The 11,237-nt window shown below is 55.6% G+C and carries 11 protein-coding genes; 6 read left to right on the top strand and 5 right to left on the bottom strand.

The window, feature by feature from the left end; translation table 11 throughout:
* The first annotated feature begins 44 nt into the window (after positions 1-44).
* From gpmI to CLV88_RS06310, 3 genes are read left to right on the top strand one after another with little or no spacing between them, the layout of a single operon-like run.
* The gene (gene gpmI, locus CLV88_RS06320) at positions 45-1,565 is read left to right on the top strand and encodes a 2,3-bisphosphoglycerate-independent phosphoglycerate mutase (protein ID WP_106607526.1); all 1,521 of its coding nucleotides are present in this window, start codon (positions 45-47) and stop codon (positions 1,563-1,565) included.
* Positions 1,562-2,698, top strand: coding sequence for a murein hydrolase activator EnvC family protein (locus CLV88_RS06315; RefSeq protein ID WP_106607525.1), 1,137 nt, complete (start codon positions 1,562-1,564; stop codon positions 2,696-2,698). Before gpmI ends, CLV88_RS06315 begins: the two co-directional genes overlap by 4 nt.
* A gap of 3 nt (positions 2,699-2,701) precedes the next feature.
* Positions 2,702-4,036 (top strand): S41 family peptidase, encoded by a 1,335-nt coding sequence (locus CLV88_RS06310; protein WP_106607524.1) that lies wholly within the window; start codon positions 2,702-2,704, stop codon positions 4,034-4,036.
* A gap of 225 nt (positions 4,037-4,261) precedes the next feature.
* Here CLV88_RS06310 and CLV88_RS06305 read toward each other — a convergent pair whose 3' ends face one another.
* Positions 4,262-5,257 carry a DUF1254 domain-containing protein gene (locus CLV88_RS06305; RefSeq protein ID WP_106607523.1) on the bottom strand — a complete coding sequence of 332 codons (996 nt, stop codon included), beginning with the start codon at positions 5,255-5,257 and terminating at the stop codon, positions 4,262-4,264.
* Between the two features lie 18 nt (positions 5,258-5,275).
* Positions 5,276-6,268, bottom strand: a complete 993-nt coding sequence (locus tag CLV88_RS06300) for a DUF1214 domain-containing protein (RefSeq protein WP_106607601.1) — start codon at positions 6,266-6,268, stop codon at positions 5,276-5,278.
* Between the two features lie 476 nt (positions 6,269-6,744).
* Here CLV88_RS06300 and CLV88_RS06295 point away from each other — a divergent pair, with 476 nt between their 5' ends.
* On the top strand, positions 6,745-7,227 hold the full coding sequence (locus tag CLV88_RS06295; RefSeq protein WP_106607522.1) for an RNA pyrophosphohydrolase: 483 nt from the start codon (positions 6,745-6,747) through the stop codon (positions 7,225-7,227).
* A 10-nt stretch (positions 7,228-7,237) separates the two neighbouring features.
* On the opposite strand, the gene CLV88_RS06290 is transcribed toward CLV88_RS06295, so the two are convergent.
* The 3 genes from CLV88_RS06290 to CLV88_RS06280 all read right to left on the bottom strand — a co-directional run bounded on the left by CLV88_RS06290 (position 7,238) and on the right by CLV88_RS06280 (position 9,884).
* Positions 7,238-8,788: a DUF427 domain-containing protein gene (locus CLV88_RS06290; protein ID WP_106607521.1), complete on the bottom strand. Its 1,551-nt coding sequence runs from the start codon at positions 8,786-8,788 to the stop codon at positions 7,238-7,240.
* Between the two features lie 117 nt (positions 8,789-8,905).
* Positions 8,906-9,610: a winged helix-turn-helix domain-containing protein gene (locus CLV88_RS06285; RefSeq protein ID WP_106607520.1), complete on the bottom strand. Its 705-nt coding sequence runs from the start codon at positions 9,608-9,610 to the stop codon at positions 8,906-8,908.
* Entirely contained in the window at positions 9,582-9,884 is a 303-nt protein-coding gene (locus CLV88_RS06280) for a hypothetical protein (protein ID WP_106607519.1), read from the bottom strand. Before CLV88_RS06280 ends, CLV88_RS06285 begins: the two co-directional genes overlap by 29 nt.
* A gap of 179 nt (positions 9,885-10,063) precedes the next feature.
* Between CLV88_RS06280 and CLV88_RS06275 the strand changes: the two genes are divergently transcribed.
* Entirely contained in the window at positions 10,064-10,504 is a 441-nt protein-coding gene (locus CLV88_RS06275) for a hypothetical protein (RefSeq protein ID WP_133169916.1), read from the top strand.
* A gap of 104 nt (positions 10,505-10,608) precedes the next feature.
* The gene (locus CLV88_RS06270; protein WP_106607517.1) at positions 10,609-11,226 is read left to right on the top strand and encodes a ribonuclease HII; all 618 of its coding nucleotides are present in this window, start codon (positions 10,609-10,611) and stop codon (positions 11,224-11,226) included.
* Positions 11,227-11,237: the final 11 nt, after the last annotated feature.

Raw genomic sequence — 11,237 nt, 5'->3', positions numbered from 1 at the left:
GCGGGGCGGGGTAGAACGCGCGTGATTTCACACGGGAGATTTCCATGACCGCGCCCAAGCCTGTCGTTCTGTGTATTCTCGATGGATGGGGTCTTTCGGACCGCACCGACGATAACGCGCCTTTCCTTGCCAACACTCCGACCTACGACGCGATGATTGCAGGGAGCCCAAATGCGACGCTGGTTACGCATGGGCCGGATGTGGGTTTGCCAAGCGGGCAGATGGGAAACTCAGAGGTGGGTCACACCAATATTGGCGCCGGCCGTGTGGTGGCGATGGATCTGGGGCAGATTGATCTGGCGATTGAGGACGGTTCATTCTTTGAGAATGGCGCATTGATTGATTTTATTGCTACTCTGAAGTCAACTGGTGGAACGGCGCATTTGATGGGCGTGATTTCGGACGGCGGTGTGCATGGGCATTTGAACCATGTTCTGGCTGCGGCTAATGCGGTGGCCAATGCTGGGGTGCCAGTAGTGCTGCACGCCATCACGGATGGGCGCGATGTGGCGCCGAAATCAGCACTGAGCTATTTGGAAACGCTGAAGGCGGAATTGCCGGAGGGTGTGCGTGTCGCAACCGTGACGGGGCGGTATTTCGCCATGGACCGGGACAACCGCTGGGAACGGGTCGCAGAAGCCTATCAGGCGTGGGTGTTCGGCGAGGGACTTGCCGCGAGCGATGCGCATGAGGCGGTGTCCAAGGCCTATGCACGATCTGAAACCGACGAATTTGTCGCGGCCAGCGTGATCGGTGACTATGCGGGAGCCAAAGACGGCGATGGTTTTTTCTGTCTAAATTTCAGGGCGGACAGGGCGAGAGAGATTTTGGCAGCCATTGGCCAACCAGATTTTGATGCCTTTGACGTAGGTGCCCGACCCAAACTTGCGGGCTTGTTGGGGATGGTGAATTATTCGGATGCGCATAACGCCTATATGACCACTGCCTATCCCAAGCAGGAGATCGTCAATACATTGGGCGAGTGGGTGGCCAAGAAGGGTTTGCGTCAATTCCATCTGGCCGAGACCGAAAAATACCCGCATGTGACCTTTTTTCTGAATGGCGGCAAGGAAGCGCCCGAGGCGGGAGAGGACCGCTATATGGCGGCGTCGCCCAAAGTGGCGACCTATGATTTGCAACCTGAGATGTCAGCAGCCGAGGTGACGGAGCATTTTGTGGGGGCGATCCGCGAAGGCTATGACCTGATCGTGACGAATTATGCCAACCCGGACATGGTAGGTCATACAGGAAGCCTTGAAGCAGCGATGAAAGCATGTGTGGCGGTAGATGAGGGGCTGACGGCAGTGCACGCGGCGTTGCAGGAGGCGGGCGGCGCTATGATTGTGGCCGCTGACCACGGCAATTGCGAGATGATGTATGATCCTGCCACCGGTGGGCCGCATACGGCACATACGACAAACCCGGTGCCGGTGATTTTGGTCAATGGGCCAGAAGGCGCAACGATTAAGTCAGGACGTTTAGCGGATCTTGCACCTTCGCTGCTGGATCTGATGGGGCTAGACCAGCCCGAGGAAATGACCGGAGAGAGCCTGATAATCCGATGAGATGTTTCGCGCTGCTCCTGCCATTGGTACTGATCGCGGGATTGGCGCGCGCTGAAACCGATCCGGCAGATGCGGCGCGGATTGCATCGGACGAACTGGAGGCGGCATCGGTTGCGTTGGCGCAGGCAAATAGTGCGCGCGATCGCGTTAAGGCGTTGACCGAAGTTGTGCATGCATATGAGGCGGGGCTGACGGCGTTGCGCGCAGGATTGCGCCGGGCCTCTATCCGAGAGGCTCAGTTGGGGCGGCAGTTGAAGGCTCAGGAAGGTGAGATTGCGCGGTTACTGGGTGCGCTGCAATCCATTGGATCGGGGCCACCGCCGGTGATGTTGCTGCATCCGGAGGGGCCAGAAGGTACCGCAAGGGCCGGGATGATTCTGGCCGACGTAACGCCGGGGTTGGAAGGCGAGGTTGCCAAGCTGCGCGCCGATCTCGAAGAAGTTGTGATCCTGCGCAGTCTTCAGGAAGGGGCTGCAGAGACCTTGCAGGATGGGTTGGCGGGCGTGCAGGCGGCGCGCACAGAACTGAGCAAGGCGATTGCGGATCGCACGGATTTGCCACGCCGCTATTCGGAAGACCCGGTTCAGACGGCGTTGTTGATTGCTTCGACGGAAACGCTCGAGGGGTTTGCAAGCGCGTTGGTGGATTTGCAAGTTGATGGGCTGGAAGAGATTGACCTGCCGGATGCCACGGCATTCAAGGGCATATTGGTTATGCCAGTTGAGGCCGAAGTGTTGCGCCGGTCGGGAGAGGCCGATGCGGCGGGTATTCGCAGGCCGGGATTGGTGCTAGCCACTAGGCCAAATGCGCTGGTTGTTTCACCCGTGGCAGCAACGATCCGGTATCGGGGGCCGTTGCTGGATTACGGCAACGTCATGATCTTAGAGCCGCAGCCCGGGCTACTATTTGTTTTTGCAGGCATGGAAAGAGTCTATGGCGACGCAGGCCAGGTGGTACCAGAGGGGTCGCCTATTGGATTGATGGGAGGAAATGACCCTGAAATCGGTGCCATTCTCTCACAGTCGAGTGATGGCTCTGGTCATGACCGCACAGAAACGCTCTATATAGAAGTCAGAGAGGGCAAGTCGCCCGTGGACCCGGAAACGTGGTTCCGAACGAACAAGGATGGATAACCTATGAAGAAATTCTTTGCTGCCGCCGCGGGAGGTGTGTTGGCCGGGTTGCTGGTCACGACACAGGTGGCCGGCCCACTGCTTGCCCAAGAGACGTCACGCAAAAGTAATGTCTACGAACAGTTGGACCTGTTCGGAGACATCTTTGAGCGCATCCGGGCACAATACGTGGAGGAGGTCGACGAAGCTGACCTGATCGAAGCGGCCATCAACGGGATGCTGACATCGCTTGATCCGCATTCAAGCTATCTTTCGCCACAGGATGCCGAAGATATGCGCGTGCAAACTCGCGGTGAGTTTGGTGGTTTGGGCATCGAGGTGACGCAGGAAGAAGGGTTTGTGAAGGTAGTATCGCCGATCGACGGTACCCCTGCGGATGAAGCTGGAATTGAAGCCGGAGACTTTATCACTCATGTGAATGACGAGAGTGTTCTGGGTCTCAATCTGGACGAGGCGGTTGAAATGATGCGCGGACCGGTTGGGTCCGAGATTATCATTACGGTGGTACGCGAAGGTGAGCCGGAGCCGTTTGATGTTACCATCATTCGGGACACGATCAAATTGACAGCCGTTCGGACACGCAATGTTGGAGATACGGTTGTTTTGCGTGTGACCACTTTCAACAATCAGACGACACCGAATCTTGAGGCTGGGTTCCTGAAGCAGGTTGAAGAACTGGGTGGTATGGAGAACGTGAACGGGATTGTGTTGGATTTGCGCAATAATCCCGGTGGTCTTTTGACCCAAGCGATTTCGGTTTCTGACAGCTTCCTTGAAAAAGGCGAGATTGTCTCGACCCGTGGGCGCAATCCACAGGATGGCGAGCGTTACAACGCGACGCCGGGTGATCTTGCCATGGGCAAACCCGTGGTTGTGTTGATCAACGGCGGGTCGGCCTCGGCCTCGGAAATTGTGGCGGGGGCTTTGCAAGATCACCGGCGTGCAATTGTTGTTGGTACAAAGAGCTTTGGTAAAGGGTCAGTTCAAACGGTTATGCCGCTGCGCGGGGATGGTGCGATGCGCCTGACCACGGCGCGGTACTATACACCATCAGGCCGTTCGATCCAGGCGCTGGGTGTGAGCCCGGACATCGTGGTGGAGCAACCACGCCGGACACCAGCGAATGAGGAGGAGGAAGATGCCAACCGCCACATTCGGGGTGAAGCAGACCTGCGTGGTAGCCTGAACAATGATAGCCTGAGCGAAGACGAGGTACGTCAGATAGAGGAAGATCGTGCCAAGGCAGAGGAAGCTGCGAAGCTACGGGAAGAGGATTATCAACTGGCCTATGCCATTGATATTCTGAAAGGCCTTTCGGCGTTGGGTCCTAATGAGTGATCCAATGAGGATCGCATGAAAGAATTAGGGGTGCCCGGTGGCCTGCCATTTGCGATAAATGATGCAGCACCGGGCCGATCGCATTGTCTGTGAAGATTGGCGGCTATGCCGACGGAACGGACCGTCATTCCTTCCAGTCTGGCTGGCGGTCACGGCCCAGAGCCGACCTTGGTAAAGAGCCACGCGAAAACCGGCTTTGGGAGACAATTTGCAAATCAGCTTAAGTCAATTCACGGCCTCAAAAACTGGGAAGGTCCAACTCCCATCCAGAATTTCGGCACGGGGTTCGTACAGGCGGACTGTGTAGTTCCAGCCGGGCGAGACCGGGATGCAGTTGACGCGGCCAACGTCACAGCCACCAAAATGGATCGGGTAAGCCCCATCATCGTCTGGTGTCGCAGTGAAGTTGTTGTAACTGTTCACACCCATATCATTGGGTTCCAGATAGCCGTCGGCATTGTAGATGGTGATGGACCAGAACGCTTCCACCGGCACTTCCTTGACGGTCACAGAATGCGGGGTTTCGCCATCATTATCGGAAACGCTGTCAATGACATAAGACGCTGCAGTGAACGGCAGACCGCCCCAACCCGCAGCAGCGCCGACAAGGTGGTCAATGGGCCGTGTCTCGTCTTTGGTGCCAAACGCATATCTTGAATCAAAGCCAAGTACCGCGACATCACTCAGCGCCTTGCGCGCCACACCTAGGTTATCCAGATTCCAATCCGGCGACTCGTATGGTCCTGTGCCGCCGCCGCGTGTCATGATGGCGTCCTGTGCAGCATGGGCCTTTGCGATGTCGTCAGGGTTGGTGACGTCAACGAATGTGCGGAAGGCCACGAGAGCAAAGCGGGTGCCGACCTCCTCTTCGGTCAGCCTGTAGGTTCCAGGTTGGGCCTCAGCGAACATATAGTGATCCTGATTGACCAAATGCAGGGACTGATACCGCCCACCGAGGTCAGGCAGCGTGATCTCCACAGGCTTTGACAGGTCCGCCACAAGCCCGGAATACAGGGTATCCTGGTTCATCCGGATGGTTGGCTGGTCTTCGGTGGTCGTTGGTTCGCGCAGGTGATGAAGCTCGCCCACGCTAAAGCCAAAGGTCTTCATGTTGCTCAGGATATTGAAATTCGACTCGGCGCGTACAAAGTTATCGACAGTGACGTTTTCGGCCAAAATCAACGTCGGCGCACACAAGGCGACCGCCAGCAGTGTTTTCATTGCATGTTCCCTTTTTGGTTAATTCACTTGTTGGGCAGCAGGAAACGTCCAGCTGCCATCCAGGACTTCGGGGCCCGGACGATAAAGCCGCACGGTATAGTTCCACCCGTCCATGATCGGCAGACAGTTGACCGCACCCGTGTCGCACCCGCCCAGATGTACCGTCATGCTGCCGTCATCGTTGGGTGTTCCGGTGATCGAGTTGACGCTGTAAGCATCGCTCGCGTTCTCCTCAAAGAAACCAGCCGCATTATAGAGACTGACAGACCAGAATGCCCCAACCGGCACGTCTGCCGGGACGTCGATCTTGAAGGATCCGACGGGCAGGTTTGGTTCGACACTTACATAGAAGGCCTCGGTTTCCGGCAAGCCACCCCAGCCGGCCGCCGTGCCGATGAAATGGCGCACGGGATCAACCGCAGACTTGGCACCAAAGGCGCGTGTTGCATCAGGTGCAAATCGACCCAATCTCAGGGTCTCTGAGATCAAGTCCTCCAGATCCCTTTCATTGTAATCCGGAGCGATGAAGGGGTTGGACGACGCCGCCTCGATCGACATCGCATCCTGAATTGCATTCACGGCGGCGACGTCGTCCGGATCAGACGCGTCCACCAGAATGCGCATGAACACGATGACATAAGGGGTGTCGAATGTCTTCGTGTCCAGCGTATAGGTGCCGCCGCCGAAAATGACTTCGTTGATATAGTGATCCTGGTTCACAATCATCGCGGTCATATAGCGCTCGCCCACCTCGGGCAGCGTCAGGGTCGCACCTTTGCTGATGTCGACAACAGCTGTGCTGTAGAGCGTGTCTCGGTTCATGCGGATCGTCGGCTGGTTTTCTACCGGGGTCGGTGTGCGGAAATGGAAGAATTTGTTCACCCCACCAGCCAATGAGACGTATTTGTCCAGCTCTGCATCCGTCGCGGCACGGGTAAAGTTATCGACCGTAACCGGGATTTCCTGGCTGTCGACAAGGGCGTCAAGCGTGGCGCTTGTAGATTCTGCCATCGCGCCACCTGAGACCAAGGCAGCGACGCAAAAAGCTGTAACACCCCGCGCGGACTGGGAAAGTTTTTTAGGCATCGGATTGTTCCTTTGTACTTTCAAAGAAAGATATGTGCACAGGTCACTAAAATGTCCACTTAGGACGGTGACGTTGCTGTGGCGTCACATCTGCATTTTACTACCATGCAAGTCTTGTGCGTTGTCACAGATCATGTGTCCCGCTTTTCGCCCTGTCCTCCTGTTCGTGCCTATCACCTCGCTTGTCCCTTTGGGCTCAAAGCGGCCATTGCGCTTCGAGCTTTAACGGTTTTTACCTGCATCATTCATTTCAATGGGTTGCGCCCGGTGGGCGTTTTTTTGCGAACGCCGAGGTCACCCCCTTAGCCCCTCCGAGCAGGTCTGAAACATTGACGGCAGCGAAGTGTTGCGTGCAGCAAGGGGCGTCGGTAGGAACAGATAGCGTGCAGAGGAGTACTGACATGACACCGGAAGAGATCACGAAGCTACCCTATCGTCGCAATGTGGGCGTGATGCTGGTCAATGGCGATGGGCATGCTTTTGTTGGGCAACGGCTGGACAGCGAAGTCGCCGCTTGGCAGATGCCTCAGGGCGGAATTGACAAAGGTGAAAGTGCCCGAGAAGCAGCGCTGCGTGAGCTGGAAGAAGAAACCGGAGTATCGCGCGAATTGGTGACGGTGGAAGGTGAGAGCGAAGGTTGGATTGCCTATGATTTGCCTCACGACATCGTGCCGCGCATCTGGAAGGGCCGATACAAAGGGCAGGAGCAGAAGTGGTTTTTGCTGCGGTTTCACGGCGACGATACGCAGGTTCGCATTGATGGCGACCACCCCGAGTTTTCGGAATGGCGCTGGTTACCAGTGAAGGAGCTGGTCGATAATATCGTGCCGTTCAAACGTGCCGTTTATGAACAGGTTGTGGCGGCGTTTGAAGCCAAGATCTAACGCTTTGCACCTAGTCCTTGGCCGATACTGTAAATGCCTCGACCGGCACTGATACATTGCGCAATTCAACTGAGCCCAGTGATCTAGTACCAGTACCGTGGCGCGCGACATCTTCAGTAACGACAATCCGGTGGCCTATGGTCTTGCCATAGTCGCCAAGGCGGGCGGCGATATTCGCGGGTTGGCCAATTACAGTAAAGTCGAGCCGTTCTTTGGAACCAACATTGCCGTAGGTCACACTGCCATAAGCGATACCAATGGAGCATTGGCAGTCGAGCTGCTTTTCTTCTGCCACTTCTGCGAGGTTGAGCACGATTTCTTTTGAGGCTGCAAGCGAACTGGTGCGCGCTTCGCCTTCGACCTGCCCCTTGGGAAAGACTGCAAGCACAGCATCGCCGATGAATTTCAGCACTTCACCACCATGGTCGTTAACCACGTCAGAGACCGTGTCGAAGAATTGGTTGAGCAGTGCGATATAGTCGTCGCGTGGCATTTCTTCTTCGAGACGGGTGGAGCCGCGCAGGTCACAGAACATGATGGCGGCGTCGATCTCGTCACCTTCACCGCGTCGGATATCGCCACCCAAAACACGTGCACCTGTGCGACGTCCGACATACGTTTCCAATAAAGACTGAGCGTTCTCTTTCTGAGTGAAAACCTCGTAAAACCGGCTGATTACAGACGAGATCTCGAAAATCAAGCCGAGATTGGCCGTTGTGAAACCATTAGGATGGTCGCTTGTCAATGTTAGTACGTTGATTTGCCCGTTTGAGAAGATCAGCGGCATGGCGACATAGTCGGTGTGACCCTCTTCTTTGAGATCTTTCATAATCGGGAACTTCATCGAGTCGACCGGTAGGTTCAGGCGTTGGCGAATGCCGCCCTGGCCCGCTGCAACGTGGCTAAGCGGGCTGTTGATGTAGGCCGGGTGGTCATACACATCATAGTTGGGCGTGTAAGTTGTGATCTCTTCCTCGCCCTTTTGCCAGATATAGTGTTTGCCGGCGATCATAGGATGCAGCGACCAAATCATCAGGCTCATCCGAGAGACGGCTATGCCGCATTCTAGCATCTTGTTAGCGAGCGCCTGTGTGAATTTCTCTGGTGTCTCAATAAATGCGGCGCCGCGCATCAGCCAGTCAACGAGGGGCCCGGTGATATTGCCAGACTCGTCAGGAAGCAGCTCTGCCTCGCCAAGATCGATGTCTGTGTAGGTTCCACGCATGAATCCGACAAAGCCATTGATCTGGCGGCTCTCAGGAAGGGCGTCATTGTAGGACCAGACGGCATTTTCCAGCACGGTTTCGTCGATATGAATGTCACGATACTCTGCTGTGCCCTTGAAGGGGCAAAATGTCTGTAGATCGACCGGATCAGACAGGCGCACCTTTACGTCCTCCAGTGGGACATAGATCTGCGGGTCAAGCCGGGTCTCGTACATCACCTTGGCGCGATTGCTTTCGGCCAGCACCAGACCGTCGCGTAATATACGCACGGTGGTGTCTAGAGGTTCGATGCGGAGTCCGTAGCCTGCATTTGGGCCGAAACGGCTGCCTTCCATCGTGGGTGGCCTTTCTGATCTATCCAAGAGGTAGACCAGCATATGGCGTCGCCACCGTATATTCCAACCGTTTTGCTGAAACCTTAGTAACTTTTTTATGACGGGTGGGTGCCGTGATCAAAGCACCTTGATTACATCCTTATCGATTGCCAGCATATATCCCTTGCGTGCGATATTCTTAACCAAAAGCTCACTGACCATCTGGTTGCCAAGCGAATCTCTGAGGCGTTTGATCCGAGTGGCGCCTGCGGCTTCTTCGCAATCGATGGCGGATTTTCCGGAGATAACGGATTCGATTTCGACACCTGACAGCATCTCGTCGTCAAGGCGCGCCTCGGCCAGCACCGAGAGGGTTTCCATGGCTGCGTCGGTCAGCTTGAACCCCATATTATTGAGGTAGACGGTTTTTTCGTCGCGGCTGATCAGGAGAGAGTTGACCTGAATACCTGACCGTTCAATTTGAGCCATTCGCCGGTTGAGAGCCACCAGCATGATCAGAAATACCAGGGCGGCGATCATCATACCTGTGGCAAATACAAGCAACACCAGAATGACCATGCGATAGCTGGCCAATGTGTCGGCAAAAGCCGTGCCGGATTGCGCGAGAATTTCGAGCAGCTTGATTTCAGCCTGTCCAGTCAGCGTATCGTTTTCCAGAAAGAGCTGTTCAACCCGCTCGTTGAACGCGTTGGCATCGGGCAGGGTCAGCAACAACACAATCGTCGCGATCATGAGGATTGCGACGATAGCACTTATTCCGATTGCAACGACGCGCCCGCCATGGCGGCGCACGTCAGTAACGGAGGTAGAATTGTCCTGCACTGGAGTCCTTTCCCGATAGTTCGGAGGCGTCAAAGATGGACAGAACGTTCAGCAACGTCCAGCCGTCGCGCTTGATCCGCTCAGCGACTTCGGATTTTGCAGAGGCCGCAGAGCAACCATTTTGAAGTTGAACAACACCATAGTGCAGGCGCAGGGGATTGTCCTTTTTTGCCTTGTAGTCGGCAAAACAATCGGCAGCGTTTGCAGTGACTGGCAAGGTCAGCGCCACAAGGAGAGCAGTAAGGAGGGAGATATGTTGAAGGGCATGTTTCATGGGGAAACTGTGCCGTGAATGCGCGTGTTATTCAATAACGAAGCACGTTTGGGTTGCTGATATTAGATAACAAGAGGCTGATATTGTGAAACTTTTTTGAGTTGGATGATGGTGGGTGCATCCAGACGGGTCAAGTCGGCCCGGACCAACACTACAACTCAGTTCAAGAGGTTATTCCCATGCAGACACGTACCTTTATTGCCGCAATTCTGTCCACCGCGATGGCGATCACCGGTTTTTCGGCCTCAAGTGCGCATGCGCTGAGCGAGGACGACATCGCCAAAATCCTGATCGGAGCGACGGCGTTGTTTATCGTGGGCAAGGCCATCGATGATCACAATAATAAGGACGATTATGTTGCCCGCCCGACCATTCCAGTGAAAAAGCCCAACCCGCATCGCCGCCAGCAAGTTTTGCCGCGCAACTGTAAGAGAGACTTTGTGACCGCACGCGGCAAGCAAATTCGGGGCTTTGGAACGCGCTGTCTTGAGCGTGAACGCTATTCGATCCGTCACCTACCGCAGGATTGCCGCCGCAAGGTGAACACGCGCCGCGGTGTTGGTACGGTCTACAAAGTAGGTTGCTTGCGCCGCAGCGGATACAATGTAGGCGGGCGGTAAATCGCCGAGCAGAGTGCCGACGTTAGAGCGGCAAAGATCGGGCGGCCGTTTTGGTCGTCCGATTTTTTGTTGCATGGTGTGATCTGGCATGGTTGGGAGAGACTATGGACTATCCTGATTTTTCCCTTGAACTGAGCGCATACGGACATGGCGCGAGCCGTGTTGCCGGTGTGGACGAGGTGGGCCGTGGCCCGCTGGCGGGGCCGGTGACAGCGGCGGCGGTGGTGCTGGATCCTGATAAGATACCAGACGGTCTGAATGATTCAAAAAAGTTGTCGGCCAAGCGGCGGGATGTTTTGTACGAGCTGATTGTGGCGCAGGCGGATGTGTCAGTAGCGCATGCCAGTGTCGAGGAGATAGACGAGATCAATATCCTGCGGGCCAGCCATCTGGCGATCGAGCGGGCGGTGCAGGGGCTGCAATCTGTTCCGGATTATTTGCTGATCGATGGCAACATGATCCCGCGTGGTTTGGAGATCCCGTCAGCGGCGATTGTGAAAGGTGATGCGCGATCCGTTTCGATTGCGGCGGCGTCGATTGTGGCAAAAATCACACGGGATCGCATAATGAGGGACCTTGCAAATCAATATCCGGGCTATGGTTGGGAGACGAATGCCGGTTATCCGTCAAAAAGCCACAAAGCGGCGCTCCAAAATCTGGGGGTAACACCACATCATAGGCGTTCGTTCAAACCGGTACACAATATCTTGTATCAAGGCTAAAAACTAACCTG

It is taken from the genome of Shimia abyssi (assembly GCF_003014475.1).
GTDB classification, from domain to species: domain Bacteria; phylum Pseudomonadota; class Alphaproteobacteria; order Rhodobacterales; family Rhodobacteraceae; genus Shimia; species Shimia abyssi.
The sequence above is the reverse complement of the archived record's forward strand: the minus strand, read 5'-3'. Positions and strand labels throughout refer to the sequence as shown.